General features: G+C 65.2%; 13 protein-coding genes and 1 pseudogene. 5 read left to right on the top strand and 9 right to left on the bottom strand.

Annotation, left to right across the window (positions count from 1 at the left end):
• Positions 1-98: 98 nt before the first annotated feature.
• From GXB81_RS28060 to GXB81_RS28050, 3 genes are read right to left on the bottom strand one after another with little or no spacing between them, the layout of a single operon-like run.
• On the bottom strand, positions 99-1,760 hold the full coding sequence (locus GXB81_RS28060; RefSeq protein ID WP_167035928.1) for an MlaD family protein: 1,662 nt from the start codon (positions 1,758-1,760) through the stop codon (positions 99-101).
• A complete protein-coding gene (locus tag GXB81_RS28055) occupies positions 1,753-2,403 on the bottom strand; it encodes a paraquat-inducible protein A (protein WP_167035931.1) in 651 nt (216 codons plus the stop codon). Before GXB81_RS28055 ends, GXB81_RS28060 begins: the two co-directional genes overlap by 8 nt.
• Positions 2,404-2,410: 7 nt before the next feature.
• On the bottom strand, positions 2,411-3,058 hold the full coding sequence (locus GXB81_RS28050; protein WP_205192436.1) for a paraquat-inducible protein A: 648 nt from the start codon (positions 3,056-3,058) through the stop codon (positions 2,411-2,413).
• A gap of 396 nt (positions 3,059-3,454) precedes the next feature.
• Between GXB81_RS28050 and GXB81_RS28045 the strand changes: the two genes are divergently transcribed.
• The 4 genes from GXB81_RS28045 (at position 3,455) to GXB81_RS28030 (ending at position 6,867) form a co-directional block, all read left to right on the top strand.
• Positions 3,455-4,015 (top strand): cytochrome b, encoded by a 561-nt coding sequence (locus GXB81_RS28045; protein ID WP_167035934.1) that lies wholly within the window; start codon positions 3,455-3,457, stop codon positions 4,013-4,015.
• A gap of 8 nt (positions 4,016-4,023) precedes the next feature.
• Positions 4,024-4,587, top strand: coding sequence for a YceI family protein (locus GXB81_RS28040; RefSeq protein WP_205990896.1), 564 nt, complete (start codon positions 4,024-4,026; stop codon positions 4,585-4,587).
• Positions 4,588-4,724: 137 nt separating this feature from the next.
• Positions 4,725-5,294 (top strand): YceI family protein, encoded by a 570-nt coding sequence (locus GXB81_RS28035; protein ID WP_205990895.1) that lies wholly within the window; start codon positions 4,725-4,727, stop codon positions 5,292-5,294.
• 295 nt (positions 5,295-5,589) lie between these two features.
• On the top strand, positions 5,590-6,867 hold the full coding sequence (locus GXB81_RS28030) for an MFS transporter (RefSeq protein ID WP_205990894.1): 1,278 nt from the start codon (positions 5,590-5,592) through the stop codon (positions 6,865-6,867).
• A gap of 77 nt (positions 6,868-6,944) precedes the next feature.
• On the opposite strand, the gene GXB81_RS28025 is transcribed toward GXB81_RS28030, so the two are convergent.
• The 6 genes from GXB81_RS28025 to queA all read right to left on the bottom strand — a co-directional run bounded on the left by GXB81_RS28025 (position 6,945) and on the right by queA (position 13,523).
• Positions 6,945-7,247 (bottom strand): contact-dependent growth inhibition system immunity protein, encoded by a 303-nt coding sequence (locus tag GXB81_RS28025; RefSeq protein WP_167036906.1) that lies wholly within the window; start codon positions 7,245-7,247, stop codon positions 6,945-6,947.
• Positions 7,248-7,406: 159 nt separating this feature from the next.
• Positions 7,407-8,357 (bottom strand): protein translocase subunit SecF, encoded by a 951-nt coding sequence (gene secF / locus GXB81_RS28020; protein ID WP_167035945.1) that lies wholly within the window; start codon positions 8,355-8,357, stop codon positions 7,407-7,409.
• 18 nt (positions 8,358-8,375) lie between these two features.
• Positions 8,376-10,472 (bottom strand): protein translocase subunit SecD, encoded by a 2,097-nt coding sequence (secD, locus tag GXB81_RS28015; protein WP_167035948.1) that lies wholly within the window; start codon positions 10,470-10,472, stop codon positions 8,376-8,378.
• Between the two features lie 120 nt (positions 10,473-10,592).
• Positions 10,593-10,922 carry a preprotein translocase subunit YajC gene (gene yajC, locus GXB81_RS28010; protein ID WP_167035951.1) on the bottom strand — a complete coding sequence of 110 codons (330 nt, stop codon included), beginning with the start codon at positions 10,920-10,922 and terminating at the stop codon, positions 10,593-10,595.
• A 229-nt stretch (positions 10,923-11,151) separates the two neighbouring features.
• Positions 11,152-12,345, bottom strand: a complete 1,194-nt coding sequence (gene tgt / locus GXB81_RS28005) for a tRNA guanosine(34) transglycosylase Tgt (protein ID WP_167035954.1) — start codon at positions 12,343-12,345, stop codon at positions 11,152-11,154.
• Positions 12,346-12,464: 119 nt separating this feature from the next.
• Entirely contained in the window at positions 12,465-13,523 is a 1,059-nt protein-coding gene (gene queA, locus GXB81_RS28000; RefSeq protein WP_205990893.1) for a tRNA preQ1(34) S-adenosylmethionine ribosyltransferase-isomerase QueA, read from the bottom strand.
• 192 nt (positions 13,524-13,715) lie between these two features.
• On the opposite strand from queA, the pseudogene GXB81_RS27995 reads away from it, so the two are divergent.
• Positions 13,716-14,834: pseudogene (locus GXB81_RS27995) on the top strand (ATP-dependent DNA helicase RecG); the annotation flags it as partial.

The raw sequence follows: 14,834 nt of genomic DNA, 5'->3' as shown, positions 1-14,834 counted from the left end.
CGCGACGAGCGCGCCGCCCTGCATGACACCACGCATGAGCGCGCGCGGCGGGCGGGGCAGGCGACGTGGGCGAGGTGGGCGGTGGAACCGGGCAAACATCATGGTTTATCTCCTGATTTACCGCGCAACAGCGATTCGGGATGGCGCTCCAGATAATCCGACAGCGCATTGAGCGACTGCAACGTGCGCGTCAGTTCCTGCAACGCCTGATGAACGTCGGACTGCAACGGCGAGTCCTGCTGCAAGGTCGCCTCGGCCGAGCTGAAGGTCTGCTTCGCGGCCGAGAGCGTGTCGCGCGCCTGCGGCACGACTTCCGTGTCGAGGCGCGAGAACAGCTGGTCGGCATTCTTCAGCGCGCTGTTCAGGTTGTTGCCGATCTGGTCGAACGGCACCTTGTCGAGCTTCTTCGCGATGTCGGCAACCTGCAGCTGCAATTCGTCGAGCGTGTTCGGAATGGTCGGCAGCTCGATCGGATCGTTCGTCACGTCGACGCTGGCAGGCGGCGCTTTCGGGAAAATATCGAGCGCCACGTAGAGCTGGCTCGTAATCAGGTTGCCGGTGCGCAGCTGGCCGCGCAGCCCGTGCTTGACCAGTTGCGCGAGCAGGTTCTGACCGGCGAGCGTGCCCGGGGCCGGCGCGGTTTCGCGGAAGCGCTTGCCGAGGCGGTCCGGATACACGTTCATCGTGACCGGCATCGTGAAGCTGCGCGTCTTCGGGTCGTAGTCGATGCCGATGTTGGTCACCTGGCCGAGCACGATGCCGCGGAAGTCGACCGGCGCGCCGATCGACAGCCCGCGCAGCGACTGGTTGAAGTTCATCACGACGCGCAGCGGGATGCCGTCCGGTTCGCGCATCGCGTCCGCTTCGTCGGAGCCGAGGCGGAACGTCTGGTTGTTCGGCGCCTGCGGGCCCATGTTCTGGCCGAGCGGCGACTGGAACGACAGGCCGCCGACGATCACCGTCGCGAGCGACTGCGTGTTCAGCTTGAAGCCGCTCGAATCGAGCCGCAGATCGACACCGCTCGCATGCCACCAGCGCGTGTTGGTGCCGACGTACTGGTCGAACGGCGCGGACACGAACACCTGCATCGTCACGCCGGTGCCGTCCTTGTCGAGCGAGAAGCCGACTACCTGGCCGACCTGCACGCGCCGGTAGAAGATCGGCGAGCCGATGTCGATCGAGCCGAGCGAGTCGCCATGCAGCGTGTACTGGCGGCCCTTCTGGTCGCCGGTGATCGGCGGCGGCGTTTCGAGGCCGACGAAGCTCTTTTCCGTTTCGGTCGAGCGGCCCGCGTCGGCGCCGATATAGGCGCCCGAAAGCAGGGTGGTCAGACCCGACACGCCGCTCGCGCCGACCCGCGGGCGCACGACCCAGAAGCGCGAGTCCTTGACCGCGAACTGTTCGCCTTCCTTGGTGAGCTGCACCTGCACGAGCACGTGCGACAGATCCTGCGCGAGCCTGATCGTCTTGACCGAGCCGACGTCGACGTCCTTGTACTTGACCTTGGTCTTGCCGGGCTCGAGCCCTTCGGCACTGATGAAGCTGATCGTGATGACGGGCCCGCGCTCGGTCACCGACTTGACCACGAGCGCGATGCCGATCAGCGCGGCGATCAGCGGAATCACCCAGACGAGCGAGGGCAGCCAGCGGCTGCGCGGCTCGATGTCGGGGTCGGGCAGATGAGGCGGCAGCTTCGGTCCGTTCGAATCGTGGCGCGGCGCATCGTCGGAAGCGGGCGTCGGTCCTTGCGGGCTAGTCATGATGAGGGTCCTGAGGTTGGGAGGGGCTGCCTTCCACGGGGTCCCAGATGAGCCGTGGATCGAATTGCATGGAGGCGATCATGGTCAGGATCACGACCGAGCCGAACGCGATCGCGCCCGGTCCGGCCGTGATCACGGCCAGCGACCTGAAGCGCACGAGTGCCACCGTGAGCGTGACGACGAACACGTCGAGCATCGACCAGCGGCCGATGCGCTCGACCATCCGGTAGAGCGTCGTGCGCTGCTGCGGACGCCAGCGCGAGCGGCGCTGCGCCGTGGCGGTCAGCAGCGCGAGCACGCCGAGCTTGAGCATCGGCACCATGATGCTCGCGATGAACACGATCACCGCGAGCGGCCAGTCGCCCGAGGTCCAGAAATAGACGACACCGCTCATGATGGTGTCGTCCTCGGAGCCGAGCAGCGACGCGGTGTGCATCACGGGCAGCAGGTTCGCGGGAATATACAGCAGCGCGGCCGCGATCAGCAGTGCCCAGGTACGCGTCAGGCTGTCGGGATGGCGCGAGTGCAGGTGCGCGCCGCAGCGTCCGCAGTGCTGCGGCGCGCGCGAGCGCACGCGCGGCTCGACGCGTCCGCACGCATGACAGGAAATGAAACCCGCGCGTTTCGCGGTGACGTATTTCATCGCGGGTTCATCCTTCGCGTCGAGTGGGCGGCAGCGGCCGCTTGCCGCGCCGGCCGAGTTCGTCGGCGAGGTCCCACAGCACGGCCGGGTCGAACGTGACGACCACGGCGAACATCAGCGTGAGCGCGCCGAACGCGAACAGCGCCGCTTCGGGGATCACACGCGCGAGGCTCACCATCTTCACGATCGTAATCAGCACGCCGAGCATGAACACTTCGATCATGCCCCACGGCCGCACGAACTGGATCGCGCGCAGCACGCGGTTGAAGTGGCTCGGCACGTAGCCCGCGCGCAGCGGCACGAGCACATAGAGCAGCGCGACGAGTTCGGTGAGCGGAAAGAGGATCGTCGAGCAGAACACCATGACCGCGACGATCTGCATGTCCTCGCCCCAGAGCGCGACGAGCGCACCGAACAGCGTGGTCTGCGAGGTGATGCCGTTGGTTTCGAGTTCGACGATCGGAAAGCCCTGCGCGATCAGGAACGTGATCAGCGCGGCGAGCGTCATCGCGCAGATCGCGTCGAGCTTGCGCGAGACGCCGCGATAGAGCGTCGCGCCGCAACGCGGACAGCGCGCGGCAGTGCGGCCGACAAGCCGTGGCTTGCGGAACAGCGTATCGCATTCATGGCACGCGATCAGATTGTCATGTTCCATGCGGTAGATGGGCTAACGACGTGGAAGGCGGCGTGCAAGGTCCGTTGTGCCCGCTTGTGCCTGCTTGTTGCCTGGGTTATTGCCTGGTTATGGCCTGTTTATGCCGGGCTTATCCCTGTGCATGCCCGTTGTGCAGGGCGCAGCGGGCGGCGGGGTGGAGCAATAGTACCAAACGCGCCCCGCTATCGCCGCTATGCGCCGTAGCAAAGTTCGGACCTGTCCGCCCCGCCCCGCGCCGCGACAGCCGGCTTGCCGTGCCTGGGGTAGCATGGCGGCCTTGGCGTGTGTCGCAGCAGGGCTCCCACCGCAGGCAACGCGAAATGGCGGGGAATAGCCGGGCAAGCCGCGCCGTTAACTTCCATCCGACTGCGTTCCCTCCGACTGCGTTGCTCCGTCATGCCACTCAATCCTTCGTTCGGTACCCGGGAGTCGTACACGCGGACCGCCATCGCGTTTCACTGGCTGATCGCGCTCCTGATCGTCTGCGGCTTCGCGCTCGGCTGGGTGATGACCGACATCCCGGGCTTCACGCCCGCCAAGCTGCGTTATTTCTCCTGGCATAAATGGATCGGCGTGACCGTGTTCGCGCTCGCGATTGTGCGCATCCTGTGGCGCGCGACGCACGCCGCGCCGCCGTTGCCGCGCCGCATGCCCGCCTGGCAGCGCGGCGGCGCGCATCTCGTGCACCTGCTGCTGTACGCGCTGATGATCGCGATTCCCGCGTCCGGCTATCTGTATAGTTCGGCGGCCAACGTGCCGGTCGTCTATCTCGGGCTGATTCCGCTGCCGCGCCTGATCGCGCCGGACCCGCATCTCAAGGACCTGCTGAAGAACCTGCACATCGCGCTCAATTACACGTTGCTCGTGCTGGTCGCGCTGCACGTCGCGGCCGCGCTCAAGCATCAATGGCTCGATCGCGACGGGCTGCTTTCGCGCATGCTCCCTTTCCTCAAATAAGGACAACCATGAAGGTCTCGTTTTATCGCTACATGCTCGCCGCGTTCGCGGCGGCCTCGCTGACCGCCGCGGGCGCGGCGCTCGCGCAGGTCGACGTCGCGAAGAGTTCGGTGACGGCCACCTCGAAGCAGATGAACGTGCCGGTCGAAGGCAAGTTCGGCAAGTTCAGCGCCGAGGTCAGCTTCGATCCGGCCAGGCCCGCGGCCGGCAGCGCGCAGATCAACATCGACGTCGCCAGCTACGACCTCGGCGACGAGAGCTACAACGAGCAGGTGCGCGGCAAGGAATGGTTCGACGCGAAGACGTATCCGGGCGCGACGTTCGTGTCAAGCGCGATCGCGCCGGCCGGCGGCGGCAAGTTCAACGTGACGGGCAAACTGTCCATCAAGGGCAAGTCGCAGACCGTGGTCGTGCCGGTCACAGTGGCGCAGCAGGGCGCGCTGCAGACCTTCGACGGTGCGTTGCCGATCAAGCGCTCGCAGTTCGACATCGGCACCGGCGAGTGGAAGGACACTTCTGTCGTCGCCGATGAGGTGCTCATCAAGTTTCATCTCGTTGCCGCGCACAAGTAGCGCGCGGCATGCGTGACGTGCGTGACGTGCATCCCGCCCGCCGCGCGGCCGGCTTTTTACCGGCTTCCTGCTGGTTTCTTACCGCAATCTTCACCGCGATTTTCACCGCCATCCAGGAGCATGAATTGAAAACGTCCATGTCGATCGCTGTCGGTGCGCTGGCATCCTCCCTTTCGCTCGGCGCGTTTGCCGCCGATACCTATATGCTCGATCCGACCCACACGTATCCGAGCTTCGAGGCGGATCACTTCGGCGGCCTGTCGATCTGGCGCGGCAAGTTCACGAAGACCACCGGCACGGTGACGCTCGATCGCGCGGCGAAAACCGGCACGGTGGATGTAACCGTCGATCCCGCTTCGGTGCAGACCGGCAACGGCAAGCTCGACGAGCACCTGAAGGCGGCCGAGTTCTTCGACGTCGCCCAATATCCGGGCGTGACCTACAAGGGCACCGAGATTAAATTCGACGGCGACAAGCCGGTCGAGGTGATCGGCAACCTGACGATTCGCGGCATCACGAAGCCGGTGAATCTGAAGATCGATTCGTTCAAGTGCATGCCGCACCCGGTGCTCAAGCGCGAAGTCTGCGGCGTCGAGGCGAGTACCGAATTCAACCGCGCCGATTTCGGCATGGACTTCGGCGCGAAGTACGGCTTCGGCATGGAGACGCGTTTGCATATCCAGTCCGAAGGCATCAAGCAGCAGTAAACGCGCTGCTTTCGCGACTACCGTCGCCGCGAAGCGAGCCGCGCACTGTCTCGCTTCGCGCTGCGCCGCAACACGAAAACCGCTTCGATCGCTCGCACGACGAAGCGGTTTTTTATCGCTGCTACCGAATGCCGCGCCCTTATGTGGCGGGCCTCCGTTATTTGCCGCTCGCCTCGTTTTATTTTTTCAGTTAAATAGAACGCATGAATCCATGCCGGTGATGCGCGTAGCCGGTGCGGCCTGCGCGGCACAGCGCCTTCGCCGATAAATATTGCGCGCGGCACAGGAGATCGGGATGAATGCAACGACAGCAGCAAGCGTCGCGGGAAGCCGGCACAGCTCGTGGCGCGCCGTGGCGGCGGCCTCGATCGGCAACGCGCTCGAATGGTTCGATCTGGTCGTGTACGGCTTTTTCGCCGTCATCATCTCGAAGCTGTTTTTTCCGGCCGGCAACGAGACGGTCTCGCTGCTGCTCACGCTCGGCACGTTCGGCGTGTCGTTCTTCATGCGGCCGCTCGGCGCGATCGTGATCGGCGCGTACTCGGACCGCGCGGGGCGCAAGGCGGCGCTCACGCTGTCCATCGCGCTGATGATGACCGGCACGCTCATCATCGCGGTCCTGCCGACCTATCAGAGCATCGGCCTCGCCGCGCCGCTGATCCTCGTGGTCGCGCGCTTGATGCAGGGCTTCTCGGCGGGCGGCGAGTTCGGCAGCGCGACCGCGTTTCTCGCCGAGCACGTGCCGGACCGGCGCGGCTTCTACGCAAGCTGGCAGATGGCGAGCCAGGGGCTCACGACGCTGCTCGCCGCCGGCTTCGGCGCGCTGCTGACCGGCAGCCTCTCGCCGCAGCAGATGACGTCGTGGGGCTGGCGCGTGCCATTCGTCTTCGGTCTGCTGATCGGCCCGGTCGCGCTCTATATCCGCACGAAGCTCGACGAGACGCCCGAATTCCTCGCCGCCGAAACGACGCAGACGCCGCTGCGCGATACGTTCGCGACGCAGAAACTGCGGCTCGTGATCGCGATGGGCGTGGTCGTGCTCGGGACCGTGTCCTCGTACCTGGTGCTGTTCATGCCGACCTATGGCGTGAAGCAGTTGGGGCTCGCGCCGTCGGTCGCGTTTTCGGCGATTGCGGTGACGGGGCTGATCCAGATGGTGCTCTCGCCCGTGGCCGGGCATCTGTCGGACCTGCATGGACGCACGCGCATCATGCTGAGCGCGGCCGGCCTGCTGCTCGTGCTGGTCTATCCGGCGTTTCTGTATCTGATCGCGCATCCGAGCTTCGGCACGCTGATCGTGTGGCAGATCGTGTTCGGTATTCTCGTGAGCGGCTACTTCGGCGCGACGCCGGGTTTGCTGTCGGAAATCTTTCCGGTGCAGACGCGCACGACCGGCATGTCGCTCGCGTATAACATCGCGGTGACGGTCTTCGGCGGCTTCGGGCCGTTCATCATCGCGTGGCTGATCGGCGCGACCGGTTCGAAAGCCGCGCCGAGCTATTACGTGATGTTTGCCGCGCTGGTGAGCATCGCGGCGTTGATTGGGGCGCGGCGCAGGTTGGGGTTCCGGTAGCTGGATTGCAGCCTGATGCGGGTTCAGTGCACTTTTTCCGTCATGTGCCCGGCGGCACGAAGCCGCCCGGCGGGTCGCTACTCGCTTAGAAGGCGCTTCAGTTCGTCGAGAAACGATGCCGTCGTGTGGCCCCATAGCTTCGGATTGAAATCCTGTCCGTACTTTTCATAAAAGGCACTGTCCAGGTTTTCGCCGCAGCTTGCCGCCAGTCTGTTAATTTCATCGATAGCAGACTGGCGCATTTCAGGCGTAATTCCATTTTTATAAATGCTAACAATTTCCTCAATCGAGTCTGCGTGGTAGTGATAATCCTGATTCAGGTATCCGCCAAAGAGGATATCGAGATTTGGGTATGAGGGATTATTTTCTGCGCGAGTCATCATTGGGTGTATGTCTTCCCAGCCTCTGATTAAGCGCTATCGTTTCACGCGTGTGCGGCATGGCCGCAAGGCGGAGTAAACGTAAAAGGCCGGTTTGCAATGAACCGGCCTTTTGACTCTTTCGGCTCGCGCAATCCGTGAGCTATGCGCGAATCCGCATCAGACTTGCGCGCCCGCGTTCGGATCGTTCGGATCGACGCGGTCCTTCTTTTCCTTCAGCAAGTCTTCGCGCTTGACGCCGAACCACATCGCGAGCGCCGCGGCGACGAACACCGACGAGTAGATACCGAACAGAATACCGACCGTCAGCGCGAGCGCGAAGTAGTGCAGCGTCGGGCCGCCGAACAGGAACATCGACAGCACCATCATCTGCGTACAGCCGTGCGTGATGATGGTTCGCGACATCGTGCTCGTGATCGCGTGGTTGATCACTTCGATCACGCTCATCTTGCGTTCGCGGCGGAAGGTCTCGCGAATCCGGTCGAAAATAACGACCGATTCGTTGACCGAATAGCCGAGCACCGCGAGCACCGCGGCCAGCACCGACAGCGAGAACTCCCACTGGAAGAACGCGAAGAAGCCGAGAATGATCACGACGTCGTGCAGGTTGGCGATCACGCCGGCCACCGCGTACTTCCATTCGAAGCGGAACGACAGGTAGATCACGATGCCGACCACCACGCACGCGAGCGCGAGCAGGCCGTCGGTGGCGAGTTCCTTGCCGACCTGCGGACCGACGAATTCGACGCGCTGCAACTGCACTTCCGGCGTATCGGCCTTCAGCGCGCCCATCACCTGTTCGCTCTGCTGCGCGGACGTGTAGCCCGTTTTGAGCGGCAGGCGGATCAGCACGTCGCGCGAGGAGCCGAAGTTCTGCACCTGCGCGTCGGCATAGCCGAGCTTGCCGAGCGTGTTACGCACCGGGTCGAGCGGCACCGCGCCCGGATACTGCACCTCGATCACGGTACCGCCGGTGAATTCCACCGACAGATGCAGCCCGCGATGCACGAGGAAGAACACCGCGGCGAGGAAGGTGATCAGCGAGATCGCGTTGAAGACCAACGCGCGCTGCATGAACGGAATGTCTTTGCGGAAACGGAAAAATTCCATGGTCTTGTTCTCCGGGACTCAGCGGGATGAACCCGGTTTCTCCGGCGTCGAGGCGCTCGACGCCGGCGTGCCTGGCGCATTGCGTCGGCGCACGGTCGGCTTCGCGCGGCCTTGCGCGCCGGCCGCGGCCTTTGCGCCCGCCTTCGGATTGGCCTTGGCGGCGGCCTTCGTGGCGGCGATGGCCTGCGCGGTGTCGGTCGCGTCGTCGTCGCTGCCGAGGCTATTGCCGGCGTAGGCGGCGCCTGCTCCCGCCGTTTGCGGACGCCACACCTGGCCGATCGACAGCGATTTCAGCTTCTTCTTGCCGCCGTACCAGAAGTTGACCACGCCGCGCGAGAAGAACACGGCCGAGAACATCGACGTCAGAATGCCGATACAGTGAACCATCGCGAAGCCGCGCACCGGACCCGAGCCGAATGCGAGCAGCGCGAGGCCGGCGATCAGCGTGGTCACGTTCGAGTCGAGAATCGTCGCCCATGCGTGCTCGTAGCCGTTCTGGATCGCCAGTTGCGGCGGCGCGCCGTGGCGCAGTTCTTCGCGCACGCGCTCGTTGATCAGCACGTTCGCGTCGATCGCCATACCGAGCGCGAGCGCGATAGCGGCGATACCCGGCAGCGTGAGCGTGGCCTGCAGCATCGACAGCACCGCGACCAGCAGCAGCAGGTTCACCGAGAGGCCGATCATCGAGATCACGCCGAACAGCATGTAGTACGCGATCATGAACACGGCGATCGCCGCGAAGCCCCACACCACCGAGTGGAAGCCCTTCTTGATGTTGTCGGCGCCGAGGCTCGGGCCGATCGTGCGTTCCTCGATGATTTCCATCGGCGCGGCGAGCGAACCGGCGCGCAGGAGCAGCGCGAGGTCGGTGGCCGCTTGCGGGGTCGGCTGGCCAGTAATCTGGAAGCGGTCGCCGAGTTCGGACTGGATGGTCGCGACCGTCAGCACCTCGCCCTTGCCGCGCTCGAACAGCACCATCGCCATCGGCTTGCCGATGTTGTCGCGCGACACGCTGCGCACCGCGCGGCCGCCGGCCGAGTCGAGACGGATGTTGACCGACGGACGCTGATGCTCGTCGAAGCCCGCCGACGCGTCGATGATGCGGTCGCCGGTGAAGATCACCTGCTTGCGCAGCAGCACCGGCACCTGGTTGCCTTGCGTGAACAGTTCGTCGCCCGGCGGTACCGGGTCGTTCGGGTTCGGATGCGTGTTGACCGGGTCGGCGAGACGCGCTTCGAGCGTCGCCGTGCGGCCGATGATGTCCTTCGCCTTCGCGGTGTCCTGCACGCCCGGCAGTTCGACCACGATGCGGTCCGTGCCCTGCTGCTGGATCACCGGCTCGGCTACGCCGAGTTCGTTCACGCGGTTATGCAGCGTCGTGATGTTCTGCTTGAGCGCGGCGTCCTGCACCGCGCGCTGCACGGCCGGCGTGAACGTGCCGACCAGCTGCACGCCGCCGTCCGCGCCGGTGTTCGGCTGCGAGGCCCACTGGAGTTCGCTGACGCTGCGGCTGAGCAGCTTGAGCGCCGCATCCGCCGTGGCCTGGTCGGCCAGATTCACCACCACCGACTGGTTTACGCGATTCACGCCGCCGTCGCGGACGTTGTTGTCGCGCAGCAGCGTGCGCACGTCCGAGGCGTCCGAATCGAGCTTCTTGTTCAGTGCGCCGGCCATGTCGACCTGCAGCAGGAAGTGCACGCCGCCGCGCAGGTCGAGACCGAGGTACATCGGCAGCGCGCGCAGCGCGGTCAGCCAGTTCGGCGAGGCGCTTTGCAGGTTCAGCGCGACAATGTACTGCGGATCGTTCGGGTCGCTATTGAGCGACTTCTGCAACAGGTCCTTCACGCGCAGCTGCGTGTCGGTGTCCGTGAGGCGCACGCGGATGTTCGCGTTGTTCTGCGAGTTGTCGAACGTGACCGCGGTCGGCTTGATCTGATTGCCGGCGAGCGCGGCTTCGACCGACGCGAGCGTCGTGGCGTCGAGCCTGACCGTCGCCTTGCCGCTCGACACCTGCACGGCCGGCGCTTCGCCGTACAGGTTGGGCAGCGTGTACACGAGGCCGATGACCAGAGCCACCAGCATCACGGCGTATTTCCAGAGGGGGTAGCGATTCATGAGTGGTCCAACGGGAAGGTTGGCTTGGATGCGATGCGTCCGGCGATGAGCGCGGGCGGTTCAGCGCGGGGAGGGCATGAACCGCCGGCGAGGCCGCGCCGGACGCGGGGAGAGCAGGCCTTACAGCGACTTGATCGTGCCCTTCGGGAGAATCGTCGTGACCGACGCCTTTTGCACGGTGATTTCCGTGCCTTCCGAGACTTCGATGCCGACGTAGGCTTCGCCCACCTTCGTCACCTTGCCGACGATGCCGCCGTTCGTCACGACTTCATCGCCCTTGGCCATCGCCGCGAGCATGTTGCGATGTTCCTTCTGACGCTTCATTTGCGGGCGAATCATGATGAAGTACAGCACGCCGAACATCAGGATCAGCGGCAGGAAGCTCATCAGGTTCGATTCGATGCCACCTGCTGCAGCGCCTTGAGCATAGGCATTGGAAATGAACGACACGTTGGTCTCTCCGTTATCAGTCAAACGAACAAAAAATCAGCCGATTATTCTACCACCGGCCGCACACGCGCCGGCACGGCGAATCGGCTTTGCGATCAACCGTTTAAAGCCGCGCCTGCGGCCCGCGTGGCGGGCCTCGGCGCGCGGCCGGCGAAAGTGAATTGTAAGTTTATGCGCGCGGCCGTGGGTGGCCGGGTGGATTCCTCAGCGGAATCAGTGTGCCGCACGATCATGACGACGGCTCGACGCCGCGCGCGCGGTCCTCGTGAAAACGCTTGCGGAATGTGTCGAACATTTTTGCGTCGATCGCGTCGCGCATTTCCTGCATCAGTTCGAGGTAGTAGTGCAGGTTGTGAATCGTGTTCAGCTGCGCGCCGAGGATTTCTCCGACCCGGTGCAGGTGGTGCAGATAGCCGCGCGTGAAGTTGCGGCAGGTGTAGCAGCCGCATTGCTCGTCGAGCGGGCGCAGCGAGTTCTTGTGCGTCGCGTTGCGGATCTTGATGTCGCCGAAGCGCGTGAAGAGCCAGCCGTTGCGCGCGTTGCGCGTCGGCATCACGCAGTCGAACATGTCGACGCCGGCGGCGACGCCCGCCACGAGGTCTTCCGGCGTGCCGACGCCCATCAGGTAGTGCGGCTTGTTGGCCGGCAGCTTCGGGCCGATGTGGTTCAGAACCCGCATCATGTCCTCCTTCGGCTCGCCGACCGACAGCCCGCCGATCGCGAGGCCGTGGAAGTTCTTCTCCGCGAGACCGGCGAGCGATTCGTCGCGCAGGTCCTCGAACATGCCGCCCTGCACGATGCCGAACAGTGCATTCGGATTGCCGAGGCGCTGGAATTCGTCGATCGAGCGCTGCGCCCAGCGCATCGACATGCGCATCGAGTCGGCCGCTTCCTTGTGCGAGGTCGGGATGTTGTTGGTCGCGTACGGCGTGCACTCGTCGAACTGCATGACGATGTCCGAATTCAGCACCTTCTGGATCTGCATCGACACTTCCGGCGACAGGAACAGCCGGTCGCCGTTGATCGGCGAGGCGAACGTGACGCCATCCTCGGTGATCTTGCGCAGATCGCCGAGCGAGAACACCTGGAAGCCGCCCGAGTCGGTCAGGATCGGCTTGTTCCAGCCCATGAAGCCGTGCAGGCCGCCGTGCGCTCCGATCGTTTCGAGCCCCGGGCGCAGCCACAGGTGAAACGTGTTGCCGAGGATGATCTGCGCGTGCATTTCCTCGAGCTCGCGCGGCTGGACCGCCTTCACGGTGCCGTAGGTGCCGACCGGCATGAAGATCGGCGTCTCGACCACGCCGTGATTGAGCGTGACGCGGCCGCGGCGCGCGAGGCCGTCGGTGCCGAGCAGTTCGAATTTGAGGCCATTCTCCGGGCGCTCGTGAGCCGCTTGTTGCGACGATGGATGACCAATGGTCATGGAGTGACTCCTGTGCTACCGGAAAACAGTCCGGCGCAAACAATGAAAACCGCCACGAGGGATCGCGGCGGCTGGGAAAACTGCCAATACGTCAAAGCAGAAGCTATGCTCGAGCCGGCTCAAACCTCGCGCCGCGTCAGCAGCATCGCGTCGCCGTAACTGAAAAAGCGATAGCGCTCGTCGATCGCATGACGATACGCGGCGCGAATCGTCTCGACGCCCGCGAACGCCGACACCAGCATCAGCAGCGTCGACTTCGGCAAATGGAAATTCGTCACCAGCCGGTCGACCACGCGGAACCGGTAGCCCGGCGTGATGAAGATGTCGGTTTCGGCGCTCGCCGCGGCGAGCGGGTGGCCGGCCGCTTCGGCGTCGCGCGCGGCGGCTTCGAGCGCGCGCATCGAGGTGGTGCCGACCGCGATCACGCGATTGCCGCGTGCTTTGGTCGCGGCGATCTTGTCCGCGAGCGCTTGCGGCAGGTGATACCACTCGCTGTGCATTTTGTGCTCGGCGATGTTCTCGACGCGCACCGGCTGGAACGTGCCCGCGCCGACGTGCAGCGTCAGCGTCGCGCGTTCGACGCCGCGCACATCGAGCCTCGCGAGCAGCGCGTCGTCGAAGTGCAGGCCGGCGGTGGGCGCGGCGACCGCGCCCGGATTCTGCGCGAACACGGTCTGGTAGCGGGTTTCGTCGGTCGCGTCGGGATCGTGCTCGATGTAGGGCGGCAGCGGTAGGCGGCCGTATTGCTCGATCAGCGTGAGGCAGTCGGCGGGGAAATGCAGCGTGTAGAACGGGTCGACGCGCTCGCCGACCGTGACGTCGAACGCATCCGCGAGACGGATCGTGGTGCCTGGCTGCGGGCTCTTGCTCGCGCGAATCTGCGCGAGCGCGTCGCGCTCGCCGGTCAGGCGCTCGACCAGCACCTCGATCTTGCCGCCGCTCGCCTTCTGGCCGAAGAAGCGCGCCTTCAGCACCTTGGTATCGTTGAAGACGAGCAGGTCGCCCGGCGCGAGGCATTCGGGCAGCTCGGTGAAGCGGCGGTCGATCAGGCGCGCGGCGCCGTCGGCGGCGCCCGCGGCGTCCACGTCGAGCAGACGGCTCGCGCTGCGCTCGGGCAACGCGACTTGCGCGATCAGCTCGGGCGGCAGATCGAAATCGAAATCGGAAAGCGTAAACATGCGAACGACTGGAAGCGGGTTGGGACTGATTTGGGACTGAATTGAGCCGAAGCCGGAGCCGGGCCGCTATGATGGCGGGACGCCGGAGCGGTCCGCGCGCACCCTGTGCCGCATCCCGTATGCGCTAGAGCGCGAAGGGCGGCACGACCTTTTCTTTCGACAGCAGCCGATATTGTACTTGCGAAGCAGCCCATGCCTTTGTCCGACCGCCGATTGTCCACCGCCACCCCAGACGCGGGCGCCGAACCGCGCCGCCGCGGCGCGCGGAGCGAGGCGGCGGAAGGCGGATCGCGAGGCGCGGGAGAGCGCGTGATGGCGGCTGGTCGTCGTGGTACGCCTCGCGGTGAAGAAAGCGGTGAGGGGGCGGGCGATACGGCGAGTACACCGCCGGGTGGCGACGTGAAGAGCAAACCCGCCGCGAATGTCGGCATCGAGGCTGCGGCTGAAGCGGCAGGCGAGGCCGACGCCAAAGACACAGCCGAGGCCGTGGCAAAGCGCAGAACCAAAGCCAGCAGCGAGACCGGCGCCAAAGGCTCCGCCGAGGCCGCCACCAAACCCGCCGCCCAAGCCGCCTCGAAACCCGCGCTCAAAACCGCCGACAAACTCGCCAAGCTCGGCCTCACCCGCGACATCGACCTCGTGCTGCATCTGCCGATGCGCTACGAGGACGAAACCTCGCTGACGCCGATCGGCCATCTGCTGCCGGGCGGCATCGCGCAAACCGAAGGCGTCGTGTTCGACAACGAGATCGCCTACCGCCCGCGCCGTCAGCTGCTCGTGAAGCTGCATGACGATGCCGGCGACGAACTCGTGCTGCGCTTTCTGAACTTCTACGGCTCGCAGGTCAAGCAGATGGCGATCGGCGCGCGGCTGCGCGTGCGCGGCGACGTGCGCGGCGGCTTCTTCGGCATGGAGATGGTGCATCCGGCCGTGCGCGCGGTCGAGGCGGACACGCCGCTGCCGCAGGCGTTGACACCGGTCTATCCGAGCACCGCGGGCGTGTCGCAGGCGTATCTGCGCAAGGCGATCGACAACGCGCTCGCGCGTACCTCGCTGCCGGAACTGCTGCCCGCGCCGGTCGCGCGCGCGTTTCTCGATCCGCTCGGCGTGCCCGGGCTGATGGACGCGGTGCGTACGCTGCATCATCCGGGCGCGCAGTCCGACGAAACCGCGCTGATCGACGGCACACATCCGGCGTGGGTGCGCATCAAGTTCGAGGAACTGCTCGCGCAGCAGATGTCGCTCAAGCGCGCCCACGACGAGCGCCGCACGCGCGCCGCGCCGGCCATGCCGCGCCGCAAGCTCGGCGAC

Source organism: Paraburkholderia sp. Ac-20336, from assembly GCF_017105025.1.
Classification (GTDB): Bacteria; Pseudomonadota; Gammaproteobacteria; order Burkholderiales; family Burkholderiaceae; genus Paraburkholderia.
Note: the sequence above shows the minus strand (reverse complement) of the source record. Positions and strands in the feature narration are given on the sequence as shown.

What these genes read in the sequence shown, in the direction of transcription:
- queA (WP_205990893.1), bottom strand. Translation starts at nt 13,523, where the DNA reads ATGTTTACGCTTTCCGATTTCGATTTCGATCTGCCGCCCGAGCTGATC.
- GXB81_RS28025 (WP_167036906.1), bottom strand. Translation starts at nt 7,247, where the DNA reads ATGACTCGCGCAGAAAATAATCCCTCATACCCAAATCTCGATATCCTC.
- GXB81_RS28030 (WP_205990894.1), top strand. Translation starts at nt 5,590, where the DNA reads ATGAATGCAACGACAGCAGCAAGCGTCGCGGGAAGCCGGCACAGCTCG.
- secD (WP_167035948.1), bottom strand. Translation starts at nt 10,472, where the DNA reads ATGAATCGCTACCCCCTCTGGAAATACGCCGTGATGCTGGTGGCTCTG.
- GXB81_RS28060 (WP_167035928.1), bottom strand. Translation starts at nt 1,760, where the DNA reads ATGACTAGCCCGCAAGGACCGACGCCCGCTTCCGACGATGCGCCGCGC.
- GXB81_RS28055 (WP_167035931.1), bottom strand. Translation starts at nt 2,403, where the DNA reads ATGAAATACGTCACCGCGAAACGCGCGGGTTTCATTTCCTGTCATGCG.
- secF (WP_167035945.1), bottom strand. Translation starts at nt 8,357, where the DNA reads ATGGAATTTTTCCGTTTCCGCAAAGACATTCCGTTCATGCAGCGCGCG.
- GXB81_RS28040 (WP_205990896.1), top strand. Translation starts at nt 4,024, where the DNA reads ATGAAGGTCTCGTTTTATCGCTACATGCTCGCCGCGTTCGCGGCGGCC.
- GXB81_RS28045 (WP_167035934.1), top strand. Translation starts at nt 3,455, where the DNA reads ATGCCACTCAATCCTTCGTTCGGTACCCGGGAGTCGTACACGCGGACC.
- tgt (WP_167035954.1), bottom strand. Translation starts at nt 12,345, where the DNA reads ATGACCATTGGTCATCCATCGTCGCAACAAGCGGCTCACGAGCGCCCG.
- GXB81_RS28050 (WP_205192436.1), bottom strand. Translation starts at nt 3,058, where the DNA reads ATGGAACATGACAATCTGATCGCGTGCCATGAATGCGATACGCTGTTC.
- GXB81_RS28035 (WP_205990895.1), top strand. Translation starts at nt 4,725, where the DNA reads ATGTCGATCGCTGTCGGTGCGCTGGCATCCTCCCTTTCGCTCGGCGCG.